We start from the raw sequence: 16997 nt of genomic DNA on the forward strand, positions 1-16997 counted from the left end.
TTTATGTTACCAGCAAAAACGCCCCACCGTATATGGCGGGGCGCGTCGTGCATAGTTTCTTCGCGGACGGACGCCAGTATGCGACGGCGGCAGACGGCGGCAGGCGGTACCGCCTCACAGCAGATGCGCCATGTACAACGGCAGGCGCACCAGGTCGCCCTCCACCTGCACGGGTTTCGGATGCAGAATATACCGCAGGCCCGCACGCGAGCCGAACTTGGTTTTGAACTTCTCGAGCGATTTCGCGCCATAGCGCTTCGTCGACTTCACCTCAATAGGCGAGACGCGCATGCGCCCGGCAGCGTCATCGTAACCGGCCGTGATCAAGAAGTCGACTTCCATGGTGTTTGCGCTGTTCTCACGGTCGCGCTTCGAGTAGAAGTACAGCCCATGCCCGTTCGAGGCGAGCTGCTGCGCCACCACGTTTTCCGTGAACATGCCCTCGTTGATCTCGAGTTTTCCCAGCAGGATGTCGCGGTAAAGCTCGTGGGGGGTCTCGGCATTGTCGGCGAAAAGCTGGCAGATCAAAAGCCCCGTGTCGGCCATATAGCACTTGAACGTTCCCTCGTCGGCGGTTGCCGCGAGGCCCACCGACGGGTCATCGACACCGATACACGTGGCGCTTATGCACGCATCCGCTAGCCAGAAGAAAGCGTCCGCATAGTCCCTGCTGCGCGCGTTGCCGTCAAGCGAGGACAGCACAAACTTCTTCTCATGGCGCGCCAGCTGGCCGGGCAAGGTCGAGAACACGCGACGGATGCGCAGCGCGTCGGTGCCGCCGAACTTCTCGATGTCGCCGCGGTACAGCGACAAGATATCGCGCTTCACCCTGTCCACTTTTCCGAAATCCTTTTCGGCAACATACGCATCAACCGCCTGAGGCATGCCTCCGACCAGCATGTATTCGCGGAAAAGCCGTTCCGCTTTGCGATGGATGGCCTCAGGCAGCGGGGTTTTCCCCTCGAAAGAGGTGCGGATGGCCGCGGCGAGCTGATCTTCACCTTCCGCCCAAAGGAACTCTTCGAAGTTCAGCGGATTCAAGCGAAGCGCAGTCTCCTCGGAAGGAATGACGATGCCCTCCACGTTGCGCCGGATGGATATGAGCGAGCCGGTTTCGAGATAGTCGTACCGACCGTCCGCAACAAGCTGCTTGATGAACTCCCGTGCAGGTGGGAAGCGCTGCACCTCGTCGAACACGATGAGGGAATCTCGGCGCGGCAGCGAAACGCCCGTGAACGCCTGCAGGTACATGAAGAAGGAATCCACGTCCGCACGATAGTCGCGAAACAGCATCTTGAGGTCATCGGACACTTCGGAGAAGTCTATGACCAGATGGGCGGCGTATTCCCTTTCGGCAAACTCCCTTGCAAGCGTGCTTTTGCCAACGCGACGCGCACCCTCTAAAAGCAGAGCGCGCGTGCCTTTCGACTCGCGCTTCCAGCGAAGAAGATCGTCGTATGCATGGCGTTTGAACATGGTCACCCCTCGCTCCAATTGATGCCAAAATGCCATTCACGCACGAATGGCACGGTGTAACTTGCTCCGAATATACACGAATGGCACGGTCAGCATGTGCAATATTATACACGAATGGCACGGTGTAACTTGCTCCGAATATACACGAATGGCACGGTTTCGTTGCGATTGAGCGAGGGCAAGCCGTGCACAAAAGACACGAGAAAAAGGCCGCTTCCCTGGGGAAACGGCCTTTTGCAATAAAGCTTGGAGAAAGCGCGGCGGCAACTGCATCTCGCGTCACGCCGAAGCGCCCAATGCAAGGCGGCAGCCTCCGCCTCACAGCAGATGCGCCCTATACAACGGTAGGCGCTAATCCTGGTACATGCCGTGGCACTTCTTGAACTTCTTGCCGCTGCCGCAGGGGCAAGGATCGTTGCGGCCGACGTTCGCGAAGGGGTCGTCTTTGTCCTTGACATACGTCGTGGGCTTCGGCGCGGCGGGCTTGGGAGCTGCTCCGGCCTGAGAGGCCTGCGCTGCTGCCGGCGCTGCCTTGATGTCGGACTCAGTGAGCGCGTCCTCGGGCTTCGAGTAGCTCAAACGGCCCTCGAGCGGGTTTCGCTCCTCGGGGATGGGCTCCTGCTTCACGGCGATCTGCAGGCGCAAAAGCGTACGCAGGTAGTCCTCGTACATGCTGGCGGTCAGGCGCTGGAAGGCGGCGTACGCCTCGTTCTTGTACTCGACGAGCGGGTCGCGCTGTGCGAAGGCGCGCAGGCCGATGCCGGTTTTCAGGTAATCCATCTCGGCAAGGTGGGCCATCCAGCGCGTGTCGATGATGCGCAGCATGACCTGGCTTTCCAGATTGCGCATCATATCGGCACCAAGCAGGTTCTCCTTCTCGGCGTAGATGCCCTCGAGGTACTCGGTGAGCGCATCGGCGACGTTTTCCGGCTCGTCGTCGTGCTCGATCGACGCGACGTGGAAGTCGTTGTTGCCGGTCATGCCGGCAGCCCACGTGTCGACCGCCTTCACGTCCCAGTCGTCGAACGCGGCGCGCTCGGGGCAGTTCTCCTCCACCACGGCAGAAGCAGCGTCGGAGATGATGCCGGGGATGCGGCCGTTCATGTCCTTACCGTCCAAGATGGAGTTGCGCTCCTCATAGATCACCTTACGCTGCAGGTTCATGACGTCGTCGTATTCGAGGACGTTCTTACGCGCGGCGAAGTGCATCGTCTCGACCTGACGCTGCGCGCTCTCGATCGCCTTCGACACCATGGACGCCTGAATGGGCTGGTCGTCGGGCATGTTCGTCTTCTCCATCATGCTGGAGATGGAATCCATGCGGTTGCCGCCGAACAGGCGCATGAGGTCGTCTTCGAGCGAGAGGTAGAACTGCGTCGTGCCCGGGTCGCCCTGGCGTCCCGCACGGCCGCGCAGCTGGTTGTCGATACGGCGCGACTCGTGGCGCTCGGTGCCGATGACGCACAGGCCGCCCGCGGCGAGCACCTCCTCGTTTTCCTGTTTGCAAATGGTGCGCGCACGAACGAGTGCCTCGTCGCGTTTCTCATCCGACGGCGCAGGGGCTGCGTTCTCGGGGACCTCCTCGCCCTCGGCAGGCTCGTCGTCGATATGGCGCGAGGGATCAAAGCCCCACTCGCGCAGCACGTCCTCGGCGAGCACGTCGGGGTTGCCGCCGAGCAGGATGTCCGTACCGCGGCCTGCCATGTTGGTCGCGATGGTCACCGCGCCCACGCGGCCGGCCTGCGCGATGATGTGAGCCTCGCGCTCGTGGTTCTTCGCGTTCAGAGTCTCGTGCTTGATGCCGCGCTTGTCCAAAAGGCGGGACAGGCGCTCGGAGCTCTCGATCGAGACCGTGCCGATCAGGCAGGGCTGACCCGCCTCATGGCGCGCTGCAACGTCGTCGGCGACGGCGTTGAACTTCGCGTCGATCGTGCGATAGACCAGGTCGTTCTCGTCGATACGGGCGACGGGCCTGTTCGGTGGGATGGCGACGACCGGCAGCTTGTAGATTTCGCGGAACTCCTTGTCCTCGGTCATGGCGGTACCGGTCATGCCCGAGAGCTTCTCGTAGAGGCGGAAGTAGTTCTGCAGCGTGATGGTCGCGAGCGTCTGGTTCTCCTCGCGAACGAGCACATGCTCTTTCGCCTCGAGCGCCTGATGGAGGCCCTCGGAGTAGCGGCGGCCCTCCATGATGCGGCCCGTGAACTCGTCGACGATCTTCACTTCCCCGCCGACGACGACGTAATCGACGTCGCGATGGAAGAGGAACTGCGCCTTTAAGGCTTGCTGCAGGTGGTTCGCGAGCAGGCCGGACGGGTCGGCGTAGATGTCGTCGATGCCGAGTGCGGACTCGATCTTCTCAAGGCCGACCTCGGTGGCGTTGATCGTCTTTTTGGCCTCGTCCATCTCGAAGTCCTCATCGAGCACGAGGTGCGGCATGACGCGGGCGAACTTGTTGTAGGTGTCGGCCGCGCGCGTTCCCGCGCCCGAGATGATGAGCGGCGTTCGCGCCTCGTCGATGAGGATCGAGTCGACCTCGTCGACGACGGCGAAATGGTGGCCGCGCTGCACGCGGGCAGAGGCCCTCGTGACCATGTTGTCGCGCAGGTAGTCGAAGCCGAACTCGGAGTTCGTGCCGTAGGTGACGTCGGCCTTGTAGGCGGGGGTCTTCTGCGCGGGGCGCATGCCATTTTGGATCAGGCCGACCTCCATGCCGAGGAAGCGGTAGATCTGGCCCATCCACTCGGAGTCGCGGCGGGCGAGATAATCGTTCACGGTGACGATGTGGACGTTGTCGCCCGAAAGCGCATTCAGATAGCCCGCAAGGGTGGACACGAGCGTCTTGCCTTCGCCCGTCTTCATCTCGGCGATCTGCCCATCGTTTAGAGCCATGCCACCGATGAGCTGCACGTCGAAGTGGCGCAGCCCCGTCGTGCGCACCGACGCCTCGCGCACCGCGGCGAACGCCTCGGGAAGAAGGGCGGCCGTGTCTTCGCCCGCAGCCGCGCGCTCGCGCAGGGAGTCGGAAAACGCGCGCAGCTCGGCGTCGGTTTTCGGTTTGATTGAGGCCTCAAGGCCGTTGATGGTATCGACGATGGCCTGGTAGCGCTTGAGCTGCTTGCCCTCGCCCATCGTGAGAAGCTTCGATAAGAAACCCATGTATGCCGTCTTTCGTAAGAGCCCTATGTTCGTGAGCACCGCGCGAGAGCACGGCACACAACCTCCTGTACTCTAGCATAAGGCTTGCATGGACCTGGGAAATCCACTACACGACCAGATGCTATGATTCTCGCTTAAAAATGATGCTGTTGTGGGGAAATATCGCGAATCGACTACTCGAGCGCCTCCTCGGCCTCTACCGCGCTGCGGTATAAGGCGACGATCGACGGCGACGGGTCGATGCCGAGCTCTTCTGCAAGATACCTTCGGCACGAGAGGTAGGTGTCGATTGCGGCGGCGCGCTGGCCGGCACCGAGCTGCGCCTCCATGAGCGCGGCGCACGCGTCCTCGCGAGAGCGGTCGCGACCGGCCGCCTCGCGCGCGAACCACAGCGCCGCGCGGGGCTCGCCTGACTCCAAAAGCCGCCCCGACGCGCACACAAGCGAGTCGACGAGGTTAATGCGAAGGCGCCTGCGCGCAGCCGCGATGTCGTCGTTGACGCTTTCGCTTGGCAGAAGGTCGCCCGAGTACGATCCGTCGATCGCCTCGAGGTGGTCCCGCCAACGATCGAGGTCGATCTCGCCGAAACTCAAGGCGCGGCAAATGGAATCGAGCTCGGCAACGTCGCTTCGCAGAAGCCGAGCGTCAAGGCGAACACCACCCTGGTCGCGAAGGAGATAGGGGCACGTGCCCTCGTAGTCGAGCCCTCGCTTGAGCTGGCTCCACACCGAATAGAAGTTCTTGATTGCACAGCCGTGGGGACTGTCGGGCCAAAGCGTCTCCAGCAGGCGCTCGCGGGAGAGCTCGCGGCCGCGGGCGAGCACGAGAAGCGCAAGGAGCGTCTTCGTTTTCTGCCTACTGAACGCTTGCATGTCGACTTGCTGCTCGCCGATACGCACGTCGAGCCCGCCGAGGAGCCGCACGTAGAGGATCGGGGCCGAGCTTCCAGGCGCACCCGGCGTCTCCGAGCGGATCGGGCGGGCCTCATAACGGTCGCGCGAGGAGCGCTCACGTTCGGCCCGCGCGCGCTCCTCCCGAAGCGAATCGCGCCTGTGAGCTGCACATTCGGTGAAGCGGGCAGCCTCTATGGCGCGCGCCGCCGCAAGCACGTCGGCAGCGGGCGAGAATCGCGTCGGCAAGGAACCCTCCTCAACCGCCCGGGAAAGCGACATCACCAAGAAGGCGCACTGCCAGGACATGGCGGCAGAAGGCGTGCGCGCGGCCAGGTCGCAGGCCCACAGGGCGACGCGCTCGACTGCGCGTGCGTCCTCGGGCGACGCGAAGCCCGGCGTCTTCTTCTGTGCAAGAGCCCAGAACGCCATGGCGGCGGCGAAGACGAGCGGCCCATCGGGCGCGCCGCGCGAGGCGAGCTCGCCCCACGCCTCCGCAAGAGGCATCACCCCCTTGCCAACATGTGCCGCGACGAGGTAAAACGCAGCAGCGGGAGCGATCGGGCCCCCGACTTTGGCGCGGGCGGCGAACTCGGCTGCCACCGATTCCGCGCGGCGGCGGTCCTCGTCGTCTCCCAAACAGGAGGCAACGAGCAGCAACCGCGAACGCGATTCGGGGTCGATGCTACGCGAGAAGGCGAACTTGCGCGCGAGGAACAGCGCACAGGCGGCATCGTCGAGCGCGGCCAAACGCACCGCCTCGTCGGCAGCGAGGAGGATCCTGTTCTGGCGCGCGTTCTTTCCTGCGTAAACGAACAGCTCGTGAGCAGGCTTGAAGCACGCCGCCGAGAGGAGGTCGGCACCGTGTGCAGCAAGCCAGCTCGCACAGGCGGGCTTCGCCGCGAAAGAGCGGACGATGGCGCATGCCCGCGCAGCCGCCCCGCGTTCGAGGAGCATCGCCGCGATGCACACCGCAAGCTCGCTCGCGTCGGCGCACGTCGAGCCGTCGACGACCCGATCCACCGCCCGCGAGAAGCCCTGGGCAAGCACGGGGACATCGATGGCAACGGCGTCGAAGGAGTCTTCCCGAGCACAGACGCCGAGGAACGGATAGTCCTCTTCTATCAGGGAAAACGCCTCACTCGCATGACGCGCGCCCACAAGCGGGACAAGCTCGGAGAGACTTCCCTCCCCCATCGCGAGCATGAGAAACGCCGCGAGCAGAACGCTTGCGGGCGGCTCTTCGGCGGCCATGCCCGTGACAAGGCGGCTTCCATCGTCCGAGCCCCACGCGACGCACGCTGCGCGGCACTTCGCATGCGGGGAATCCGTCGTCCGCGCAGTATGCTTCATCTCCTCGTCAGTGAGCAGAAAGCGGCGCGCCGAGAGCTTCACCCTGTCGCGGTGCAAATCGGAATAGGCGTCGCAGGTTGGCGTGCACGTAACGAGGACCTCATTTCCCGCCGCGAGCAGCTCGTCGACGACCTCGGAAAACGCTTCGACCCGCGAGGCATCCATGCGCGGCAGGTCGTCGAACACCACAAGCGAGCCCGCGCCGCCGATCTCGGCCACGCGCGATGCGATGATCCCGGCGTCGAGGTCGCGCAGGAAGCACGGGCTTTCGCAGTTGACCCAGAACGTTTGCCTAAACGAGAAGACGACCTGCGCATATTCCGCAGCAACCGTCGATTTGCCAAAGCCTGCGGGAGCGACGAGGAAGCGCGCGACATCGCGGGAGCGCAGAAGATCCGCGATGAGATGGGGGCGCGAATGGGTCGCGGAAGAGGCGACGTACTTGGGGCGGCGGCCCTTGCATGAGCACGACATCAGAAAGTCGGACATTGGTGTCCCTCTCCCAAAAGCAAAAGCCGCAGTCGGCAAGTCTACGCGCCGAACCGAGGCGCCGCCATATCGTATGTGCGAAAGGGACCTTCGCACCCACGGGCGCTTTTCGGCTTTGTGTCCCGAAAAGAACCCTGGCACATGAGGTCCCGAAAGCGCGAAAAGCCTGCAGCGCGCCTTCTGTCGGCGCACTGCAGGCAACTAAAACGAATTGGGAAGATACCGAAGAAAACAGCGCACGGCCAAGCGCATTTCAGCGGACGATTGGGCGCGGTTTAGGCGCGTTTGCGCCGGGTTCCTGCTGGGCCCTTGCCGCCCGCTCGCCACGTCCGCGCCGCCGTTGCGCCACCTGCCCGCCACGTTCCCGCCGATTTTCTGCCAGGTTTTTGCCTACTTCTTGGGCAGAAGCTTCGAGATGCGGTCGGAGTACTCGACGTCGCAAAGCCCCGCTTCCTTCGCCAAATCGAGCACGGGGGCGTCGTTCCACAACTCCTCGAGGCGATAGTACTCGCGCGTCTCGGGCTGGAAGACGTGTACGACGATCTGGCCATAGTCGAGCAGCGACCACGATCCGTCCTGCGTTCCCTCGATGTGGAAGGGCTTCACGCCGCCCTTGTCGCGCAGGTCCTCTTTGATGGCGTCGACGATCGAGTTCACCTGGCGGCTGTTGGACGCCGTAACGATCACGAAGAAGTCGGTCTCGCCGACAAGCTCCGCCACGTCCTGCACGAGGATGTCGGTCGCCTTCTTCTCGTCGGCCGCCTGGGCGGCGATGATCGCGAGTTCTCGCGAGGTTTTCTGTTCGTTAGCGCTCACTTGCGCTCCTTTCGCTTTGCGTTTATGTACGGTTTCTCGTTTTTCACCGCGTAGGCGTTCCATATTTCCACCGTGCGCGGATGCAGCGTCTTTCCTTGCTCGATGATGAGGATCGTCCAGTACCCGAGCACTGCGACGTAGAGCTCTTCGAGCGTCACGCAGCCGATTTGGGCGCGCAACTCGTCGACGCGCCCGAAACGGCGGTTCGGCTCAAGCGCGTCGGCACAGTAGAGTACCATATCGAGCGGCGTCATATCGATCTCGCCCGTGGTGTGGCGCTCGATTGCCTGCAGAATGCCCGCGGGGATTGCGGGGAACTTACGCCCGAGCGCCGCGGCGGCCGTCGGGCCGTGCAGAAGGCGCGGCTGGTGCTCCAAAATCCATGGGTTCACCTGAAGCCCCAGCTCGCGAGCGCGTTTGCGGATTTCTTCGTCGTCGTAGGCCTTGTCCCAGTCGTGCAAAAGGCCTGCAAGCCTGGCCTCGTGCACGTCGACCCCGTAGGCCCGCGCGAGGATTTCTGCCTCCTCGACCACGCCCATCACATGGGTGAAGCGTTTCTTGCTGACGCGCTGCTCGAGCTCCGCCTTGCGCTGCTCGAAAAACGCCTCGCCGAGCACCTCGGCAAAATCGCCGCCGCTTTCCTTCCCCACCGTTTAACGCTCCTTTCGGTACAGGCCATGCTCGCATACGTAATCGCGCACGCGCGACATGGTGAGGTATCTGATCGATTTGCCCTCGCTGACGCGGCGACGCAGGTCGCTTGAGGAGACCGACAGCCCCGTGACCTCGAGAAAGTCCACTGTGAAGGGACTTTTCTCGAAGGTGGCTCGCATCTCGTCGTCAAGCGTATACCCTGGGCGCGTCACGGCGACGAACCGCGCGAGCCCCGCAACCGCCTCGCTTTCGTGCCAGCGGAAGATCTTCGCGACCGCGTCGGCGCCCGTGATGAACACGAGCTCGACGTTGTCGGGATAGTGCGCACGCAGCTCGCGCAACGTGTCGACGGTGTAGGTGTCGCCACCGCGCTCGATCTCCATCGCGCTCACGCCGAAAGCGGGATTGCTCTCGGTCGCGAGGCGGCACATGGCAAGCCGGTCGTCCGCGGGCGTGACGTCGCGGTCGCGCTTGAAGACGGGGCTGCCGGCGGGAATGAACACCACCGCATCGAGCCCGTACGCCTCGCGCACCTGTTCAGCGCAGGCCAGATGCCCGATGTGGATGGGGTCGAAGGTGCCGCCCATGATTCCCAGCCGGGCAGGCGCACCGTCCGCCCCCAAGTTGTCGAGTCCCTCGCTCACGACGGGCGAACGGCGCGAGGCCACCTCACCAGGACGCGAGACCGCCTGGGTGGGCTGCGCCTCACACCGGCCGGGCAGCGGCGCGCGCACGCTCGATTCGCTTGCCAGCGTTTCCTCCCCCATGCGCTAGGACCTCACCTGGCCGTCGCCTCGCAGCACGTACTTGTACGAGGTCAACCCATCGGTCGCGAAGGGGCCGCGCACGTGCAGCTTCTGCGTGGAGATGCCGATCTCGGCGCCGAGGCCGAACATGCCGCCGTCCGTGAAGGCTGTCGAAGCGTTCGCGTAGACCGCCGCCGCGTCGATCTCGTTTAAGAAGCGCTCGATCGCCGAGGCGCCCGCAGGGTCGCCCGGGTTCGCCACGATAGCCTCCGAGTGCATCGTGCCGTAGCGGTTCACGTGGGCGATGGCCTCGTCGACGCCCGCGACGCACTTCACCGCGATTTCGGGCCCTAAATATTCGGTTTCCCAATCCTGCTCGCTCGCACGGTCGACGCGCAGCGCGCTTTGCCCCTGCCCGCGCAAGGCCCCTGCGGCAAGCGCAGCCTCGCAGGCCAGCTCGTCGGCATGGATCGCCACCCCGCGATCGGCCAGCTCGGAGAGCGCCTTGGGAAGAAAATCGGCCGCGATGGACGCATCGACGAGCAGCGTCTCGCAGGCGTTGCAGACCCCGAAGCGGCGGCACTTCGCGTTCACGAGGATCTCGCGCGCCATGTCGAAGTCGGCGGATTCGTGCACGTAGACGTGGCAGTTTCCCGTTCCCGTCTCGATGACGGGAACCTTGGCCGTCTCCACGCAGTGGCGGATGAGCCCCGCCCCGCCGCGGGGAACGAGCACGTCAATCAGGCCGTGGAGCCCCATGAGGACATCGGTCGCCGCGCGGTCGGTCGAGGCGACGATGCCGACCGAGCCCTCGGGCATGCCCGCCCGCTCCGCCGCAGCCGAGAGCACGCGCGCGATTACCGCACACGAGCGGGCCGCCATCGACCCGCCGCGCAAGATGCAGGCGTTTCCTGACTTCAGGCAGATGCCGGCGGCGTCGGCGGTCACGTTCGGGCGCGCCTCGTACACGACGGCGACGACGCCCAAAGGAACACTTACGCGCTCGAGGCGGATTCCCGACTCGAGGGTGCGCTGCTCGAGCGTGCGGCCGAGCGGGTTGGGAAGCTCCGCTAGGCTCTCGAGCGCGGCGGCCATGTCCTCGATGCGCGCATCGGTGAGGAGCAGCCGGTCGATGAGGCTTTCCTTCGTGCCCTTCTCGCGTGCGGCGGCCACGTCGGCCGCGTTCGCTTTAAGAACCGCAGGCGCGCTTTCGCGCAGCGCTTGCGCCATGGCGCGCAGGGCGCCGTTGCGCTCATCGTCGCTCGTCTGGGCCAGGCGGACGCTTGCCGCGCGAGCCCGCTTGGCGAGCATCTCAATCTCTTCGTACTGCAAATCAGTCATAGTACCTCCTCGTCAGCCGAAAAACTGAGGCGAACCTTTTCATGATCGTCATAAGAAGCTCGCACGAGCGTTTTCCCGATGAGACGATCGAAAAAATGTTGCGGAGAGAGCAATTCTGGAACGAGATCGTTCGCTGCCGAAACCTTAGCTCCCTCGCTTTCGAAGTCGAAAAGGTGCAAGCAGACCACGTCGTAGGCGTCTTCTTCCATTTGAAGCTTTTGTAGCATCGAAAGCGCTTTTCTAAAGGAGGCGCCTTCGTCCACAATCTTTGAGTCAGCAAGGAAATAGAACCCTACCGTCGCCAGAGGATGTCGTCCTTTGAGGTTTTTCGCGTCACCGTAGGCCTCTTCATAGCGATTCGAGAGGTTTTTTCCAAATGACGAACGCATTGTCTTAGTTGAAATGAGAATCTCGGGCCCCGTCGTCCAAGACGAAAGGCCGACGTCGACCTGCTTTTTGTATGCTGCGCCCATAATGTCTGCGCTGCTGCTCGAATAGCGCGAAAGCGCATTGCAGCACCCTTCGGCAAGGTTTGCGCCCAGCGTTCCGATAAAGCGCAGAATGGAAGGGTCTATCGCGCGCGGCGGGTGCAAGCGCGGCCAAACCGCATTTTCATCAAAGCCAAAAGCCCTGAGCTGCTCGGCAATCCACATATCAAGCGCACGAGCAAGTCCTCCCGATTGAGAAGTGTCCCCATCTGCAACAGATCGAGAAAGAAGCTTCTCGAGCAAATCAAAATCGATGTTATCGGAACCGCCCCTCCGTTCTTCCCCGTACGCTTCGATTATCTCCTCATATTTCGCGTATGCATCAGCCATTATGAGTCCACCTTCTTTGCCCGCTTTGCCCTTCTCAGTCGCATCAAAGCAGCACTCGATCCAAGCTGAACATAATCGGACGCATGCCCGGTCCTCGACGAGAGCACGGCGTCGACGACGGAAACGGCAGTTTCGTAATCGCCCTTTTCAAACGCCGCATCAACGTATTTTTTGACGGACCGAAGCTCGTTTGCCGCTTCTTCGACAAGCTCCGGAGAGGGAACCGGGAGCAGCGACGCTTCCCTAGGCTCCAGCTTCAATAATCCCCCACCGTACGATCGGCCTCGCAGCTCCGCGCCGAACATCGTCACGGAGTTGAAGCTGGCAATTGCGAGTAGGCTAGGGTCGACAACAGCAACATCGTCGCGAAGATAGAGCCCATGACACGAATTGAGATTCGGTACCCTTGCCGCGTTCCAGCAGATATTTGGGCCGAAAGCATTCATGTACGTTACAAACGCATCGGGAGGCTTCACTAAAGGAACACGCCACCAAGGGCTTCTTTTGCGGCACTTGTAGCCTTTTTCAACGCCCGAAGCGCAACCTTCGTTGATATAAGATTCTGCAGATTTTGAGATGGAGCCACCTTGCGGATAGAACAATTTCGTTCGCTTTCCCAACTGTCCGAGTCGAGAAAGGTCGCTCGAATCGAAGGAAGTTCTCCTCAGATGAGACGATCCCGGTGGGCACAAGTCGATTACATCATCCGCAAGCCCGTTTCGCGCAACATCTGCATCAGTAAGCGCGAAGAACTTGTTGTTGCCCGTCACCACCCCAAGAGACACTTTTCCCCAATCGGAAAGCAAAGCAAATTCCCCTTGATTGAGAAACGACTCCAAAAGGCAGACCGATGCCTCGGAAGCAAACAACCCCGTCCAGCGAGCATCAGAAGTCTTGGGGGTATAGTCAAGAGGCGAAACTCTATCGATGTCGCGAGCATTCGAGCACTGAATCCAGTTGATTTTATTGGATCCGCCCCTCCCGTACCCTTCGGCAAGAAGAAGGACCACTTCCTCCTGGACTTCGGGAAACACCCTTTCCTCGAATGTGATGAGCCTGATCTCGGCAAACGACGACAAAAGGAACTTCCTGACAGGAGCAGCGTAGTTTACCGATAGAAGCTCTGAAGGAAGGACGAGTCCTATCCTTCCGCCGCTTTTAAGAGACAAGGCGGATTGGATGACAAAGGGGACCCAAAGAGAAGACAGAGCGCTTATCTCGACTCCGCTTTTCTGCGAAACCCGACGGCATCCCTCCTTTTGCGCGCGGTCAAGCGACTGGAAGCGAACGTATGGAGGATTGCCTACAACGGCATCAAAGCACCCCTCAAAATCAGATAGGAGATAATCCCCCTTCATCACATTGCAGGAAACACCGCTCGCAACTATCCGCTTTCGCGCCTCGATCACGCTTTCGGCATGAAGCTCAAGCCCTGTCAGATTCTCCTTAAGACATGAGCGGCCGAGACCGATCTCTTCAAAGCGATGAGCAGCCGCAAGAAGGAACTCGGCCTCGCCGCACGCGGGCTCGAGGACCTTGTCCGTTTTTGAGCGAATGGCCCATCGGCAGATATATTCAGTCAATAGCGGAGGGGTGAAGAATGCGCCGCGCGATTTCCTCGCCGAGGTCGAGTCAACTTCGACGCTTAAAGCGGAACCAAATGCCATCACTCCTCCTTAGAACACGAATATTTGTTCGATATTATAGCGCAATCTCTACTCGAAGGCGATCAGCTCGTCGCGGTGGATGACCGGCTTGTCGGCGAATGCCGCGAGCAGGCGGTTGCGTTCGAGCTCCTCGCGCGTGCGACCGCAAGCAAGCTCCACCTCGTCGCTCGAGAACGCCGTGCGGCCGCGGGCGATCACATGCCCCGTCGCGTCTTTCACGTCGACGATGTCGTCGTCGTTGAAGCGCCCCTCGACACGCGAGATGCCCACCGACAGAAGCGAGCTGCCGCGATGGAGCAGCGCGTTCTTCGCGCCGTCGTCGACGATGAGCGCCCCGCGAGCGGAGTCGCCGAGCGCGATCCACAGCTTGCGCGGCGTGATCTCGTGCGGGCGCTCGCTCGCCGCAAAGCGCGTGCCGATGCGGTCGCCGAATGCTGCGTGCACGATGGCGTCGGGGGCGTGGCCGAGGCAGATGGTCATGGGGATGCCCGCCGCCATGAGCACGCGCGCGGCCTTGATCTTGGTGATCATGCCGCCCGAGCCGACGACGCTTCCCGCGTCTCCCGCGACGCCCATGATGTTCTCGTCGATGCGTTCGACGCGCTCAATCAGGTGCGCGCCTTCGACCTTCGTCGGGTTCGCATCGTAGAGCCCGTCGATATCGGAGAGAATCACCATGAGCTCCGCCTCAACGAGGCAGGCCACGAGCGCCGCGAGCGTATCGTTGTCGCCGAAGCGGATCTGCTCGACCGACACCGTGTCGTTCTCGTTCACGATGGGCACGACCCCCATCTCGAGCAAGCGGGAAAGCGTGTCGCGCGCGTGGAGATACGCCGTACGGTCGGCTGTGTCGCGCCTGGTCAAAAGTACAAGCGACGTGGTAATCCCATGTTGGGCGAACGCGCGGGCATAGCCTGCCGAAAGCGCGCTCTGCCCCACCGAGGCCGCTGCCTGCAAGCTCGGCATGTCGGTGGGCCTCCGCTCGATGCCGAGCGCCTCAAGCCCGCACGCGATGGCCGCGCTCGTCACGATGATGGGCGAAAAGCCCGCCTCGCGCACACGTGCCACCTGGCGGGCGACGTCGTCGAGGAACGCGTAGTCGATCTTGCTCTCCGACGTGGTGAGCGTCGAGGAGCCGATCTTAACCACGAGCGGACGCAGATGGGCGGCAAGCTGCCCCTCGCGGGCGTCGCGCGGCTCGCGGCCCTCATGCGACCCGCGCCTCTCGCCCGCTGCGGAAATGTCGATCCTAGCCTCGTCCATTAGATGTCAAGCTCCTCGAACGCGTCATCCGCCGTCGCCGACTCGAATTCGAAGGCGCGCCCCACGATGCGAATCTCGTCGCCGTTGCGAGCACCCGCCTTCGCGAGCGCGTCCTCCACGCCGATGCGCTTGAAACGGTGTTGCAAGAAGGCGATGGCGTCCTCGTTTTCCCAGTCCGTCTGGATGACCATGCGCTCGACCTGGCCGCCCTCCACGCGGAAGACGCCGTCGGAGAGCTTGCGCACGGTGAAGCGTCGGTCGCGCATCTCGCGCTTGTGTTCCCACACGTGATCGAATTCCGGCTGGTCGGCGGCTTGCGCGCGCGCTTCCTCGCGCAGCTCGTGCACCTTCGTCGCGATGGCGGCCTTGAGCGAGTCGACGCCCTTGCCCGTGAGCGCGCTGATGCAGTAGAGCTTCGGGTCGATGGGGCTGTCCGCGAACTCGTCGCCGCCGGCCGCGGCGATGGAGTCGGCGCGCACGCGCTCGGCGAGCTTCTTGCAGACTTCCTCGGTGCCGGGGACGTCGATCTTGTTGGCCACGACGATGCGCGGGCGGGACGCGAGGTCGCTCGCGTACAGCTCGAGCTCGCGGTTGATCACCTCGTAGTCGTTCAAGGGGTCGCGCCCCTCATAGTCGCCCGTGAGGTCGACCACGTGCACGATAAGCGCGGTGCGCTCGATGTGGCGAAGGAACTCGTGCCCAAGCCCGCGCCCCTCGTGCGCGCCCTCGATAAGGCCGGGGACGTCGGCGCAGACGAAGCTCAAATCGCCGCTCGTCGCCACGCCCAAATTCGGGACAAGCGTCGTGAACGGGTAGTCGCCGATCTTCGGTCGTGCCGCCGAGATCTTCGAGATGAGCGAGGACTTCCCCGCCGACGGCATGCCCACAAGCGCCGCGTCGGCCATGAGCTTCATCTCAAGCTCGACCCACTGCTCCTGCGAAGGCTCGCCCAACTCGGCGAACGCGGGAGCACGGCGCGTGGACGTGACGAAGTGCACGTTGCCGCGGCCGCCAACGCCGCCGAGCGCCACGGTGATGCGCTCGCCGTCGTGCGTGAGGTCGGCGATGAGCTCGCCCGTTTCCTTCGTTTCCTCGAAGTACTCGTGGACCACCGTGCCCACGGGCACCTTCAAGATCATGTCCTCGCCGTCGGCGCCGCGCATGCGCGAGCCCTTGCCGTGCGTGCCGCGCTCGGCCTTGAAGTGGTGCTTGAAGCGGTAGTCGATCAGCGACGAGACGCCCAGGTCGGCCTGGATGACGACGTTGCCGCCGTGACCGCCGTCGCCGCCGTCGGGGCCACCTTTGGGGACGTGCGCCTCGCGACGGAAGGACATGCAGCCCGCGCCGCCGTCGCCGCCTTTGACGTATATGCGTACCTTGTCTACGAACATGGGGGATCCTTCGCTGCCAGGGCGGGCATCATGTGCGCCCGCGTTGTCTGGATTGTAAACGAAAGGCGCCCTCTGATATGCAGGGGGCGCCTCGAAAACCGACTATCTATGCTGATTGCGCGGTAGCGTGCTATTCCTGTGCCTCGGCATCGGGGCGGACGTGCACGCGACGCTTCACGCCGCGAGTAAACTCAAGGGTGCCGTCGCACAGCGCGAACAGGGTGTCGTCCTTGCCGCGGCCGACGTTCTCGCCGGGATGGAACTTGGTGCCGCGCTGACGAACGATAACGTTGCCAGTGCGAACATGCTGACCGCCGAACATCTTCACGCCGAGTCGCTGTGCGTGAGAGTCGCGACCGTTACGGCTGGAGCCTAAGCCTTTCTTATGAGCCATGGTGTATGCCTCCCTTTATCTATTCGGCGACAGCGGTGCCGACGGACTTGATTTCCACGCGAGTGAGCTGCTGGCGATGGCCGCGCAGCTTCTTGTAGTTCTTGCGCTTCTTGAACTTGAAGACGAGAACCTTCTCGCCCTTGAACTGCTCGATGACAGTTGCGACCACCTTGGTGGCAGCGGCCTTGGCAGGATCTGCCTCGACGGTCTCGCCGTCGACGACGCAGATGACAGGAAGCTCGACCTCAGCGCCCACCTCGGCATCGAGCTTCTCGATGTTGATGCGGTCTCCAGGGGCAACCTTGTACTGCTTGCCGCCCGTTTTCACGATTGCGTACATTCACTTCTCCTTATGCGAAATAACTGCATGCGATAACTTTGAAGCGTGGCCGTAGCAAGACTCCGAAGAGCGCATATGCACCGCCTCCGCGTATCATCGCACTTATTCCCGATTGCGCCGTCCTTAGCGCAACCTGTTGAATGATACCAGAAGTCATGGCTACGCGCGAGCGCGTTGCATGGATTTTTCATGAGAAAGCA

General features: G+C 62.7%; 13 protein-coding genes. All 13 read right to left on the minus strand.

Annotation, left to right across the window (positions count from 1 at the left end; genetic code table 11):
- Positions 1-114 precede the first annotated feature (114 nt).
- Positions 115-1476, minus strand: coding sequence for an ATP-binding protein (locus ACMRQN_RS09625; RefSeq protein ID WP_418734801.1), 1362 nt, complete (start codon positions 1474-1476; stop codon positions 115-117).
- Positions 1477-1827: 351 nt separating this feature from the next.
- On the minus strand, positions 1828-4635 hold the full coding sequence (secA, locus tag ACMRQN_RS09630) for a preprotein translocase subunit SecA (protein WP_418734802.1): 2808 nt from the start codon (positions 4633-4635) through the stop codon (positions 1828-1830).
- A 173-nt stretch (positions 4636-4808) separates the two neighbouring features.
- Positions 4809-7367 (minus strand): BTAD domain-containing putative transcriptional regulator, encoded by a 2559-nt coding sequence (locus ACMRQN_RS09635; RefSeq protein WP_418734803.1) that lies wholly within the window; start codon positions 7365-7367, stop codon positions 4809-4811.
- Between the two features lie 390 nt (positions 7368-7757).
- Positions 7758-8183, minus strand: a complete 426-nt coding sequence (rsfS, locus tag ACMRQN_RS09640) for a ribosome silencing factor (RefSeq protein WP_297150638.1) — start codon at positions 8181-8183, stop codon at positions 7758-7760.
- On the minus strand, positions 8180-8833 hold the full coding sequence (gene yqeK, locus ACMRQN_RS09645; RefSeq protein ID WP_418734804.1) for a bis(5'-nucleosyl)-tetraphosphatase (symmetrical) YqeK: 654 nt from the start codon (positions 8831-8833) through the stop codon (positions 8180-8182). The genes rsfS and yqeK overlap by 4 nt, the downstream gene beginning before the upstream one ends.
- A 3-nt stretch (positions 8834-8836) precedes the next feature.
- Positions 8837-9604 (minus strand): nicotinate-nucleotide adenylyltransferase, encoded by a 768-nt coding sequence (nadD, locus tag ACMRQN_RS09650; RefSeq protein ID WP_418734805.1) that lies wholly within the window; start codon positions 9602-9604, stop codon positions 8837-8839.
- A gap of 3 nt (positions 9605-9607) precedes the next feature.
- Complete coding sequence (locus tag ACMRQN_RS09655) at positions 9608-10924, minus strand: glutamate-5-semialdehyde dehydrogenase (protein WP_418734806.1); 1317 nt, start codon at positions 10922-10924, stop codon at positions 9608-9610.
- The gene (locus tag ACMRQN_RS09660) at positions 10921-11742 is read right to left on the minus strand and encodes a hypothetical protein (RefSeq protein ID WP_418238139.1); all 822 of its coding nucleotides are present in this window, start codon (positions 11740-11742) and stop codon (positions 10921-10923) included. The genes ACMRQN_RS09655 and ACMRQN_RS09660 overlap by 4 nt, the downstream gene beginning before the upstream one ends.
- Entirely contained in the window at positions 11742-13409 is a 1668-nt protein-coding gene (locus ACMRQN_RS09665) for an HsdM family class I SAM-dependent methyltransferase (RefSeq protein ID WP_418734807.1), read from the minus strand. Before ACMRQN_RS09665 ends, ACMRQN_RS09660 begins: the two co-directional genes overlap by 1 nt.
- A 48-nt stretch (positions 13410-13457) precedes the next feature.
- Positions 13458-14672, minus strand: coding sequence for a glutamate 5-kinase (proB, locus tag ACMRQN_RS09670; RefSeq protein ID WP_418734808.1), 1215 nt, complete (start codon positions 14670-14672; stop codon positions 13458-13460).
- A complete protein-coding gene (obgE, locus tag ACMRQN_RS09675; protein ID WP_330033417.1) occupies positions 14672-16063 on the minus strand; it encodes a GTPase ObgE in 1392 nt (463 codons plus the stop codon). Before obgE ends, proB begins: the two co-directional genes overlap by 1 nt.
- A 130-nt stretch (positions 16064-16193) precedes the next feature.
- Entirely contained in the window at positions 16194-16457 is a 264-nt protein-coding gene (gene rpmA / locus ACMRQN_RS09680; RefSeq protein ID WP_158048955.1) for a 50S ribosomal protein L27, read from the minus strand.
- A 19-nt stretch (positions 16458-16476) separates the two neighbouring features.
- Positions 16477-16797, minus strand: coding sequence for a 50S ribosomal protein L21 (rplU, locus tag ACMRQN_RS09685; RefSeq protein WP_158048956.1), 321 nt, complete (start codon positions 16795-16797; stop codon positions 16477-16479).
- Positions 16798-16997: the final 200 nt, after the last annotated feature.

The sequence above is a fragment of the Ellagibacter sp. genome (assembly GCF_048412355.1).
Lineage (GTDB): Bacteria > Actinomycetota > Coriobacteriia > Coriobacteriales > Eggerthellaceae > Ellagibacter.